Genomic DNA, 239 nt, shown 5'->3' on the forward strand with positions numbered 1-239 from the left:
GGCGAGCGGCGCCGCATTCTGGTGGCCGGCGGCGTGCTCGAAGTGAGCCGCGAAGGCGTCACGCTGATCGCCGATCATGCGCTGCGCACGCCCGAGCTCGATGCGCTGCGCGCGCGCGAAGCGCGCCACGCGGCCGACGAGTGGCGGCGCGTGCACGCGCAGGAAAACCGGCGCGCATTCGACTTCGCGTCGGCACGCGCGGAGCTGATGGACGAGATCCGGCGGTTCTTCGCGATGGC

1 pseudogene is annotated in these 239 nt (G+C 72.8%); it reads left to right on the top strand.

Going from position 1 to position 239, the window contains the following annotated elements:
• A pseudogene (locus SB786_RS37550) lies at positions 1 to 239 on the top strand (F0F1 ATP synthase subunit epsilon); the annotation flags it as partial.

The sequence above is a fragment of the Burkholderia sp. SIMBA_062 genome, assembly GCF_046534765.1.
GTDB classification, from domain to species: domain Bacteria; phylum Pseudomonadota; class Gammaproteobacteria; order Burkholderiales; family Burkholderiaceae; genus Burkholderia; species Burkholderia ambifaria.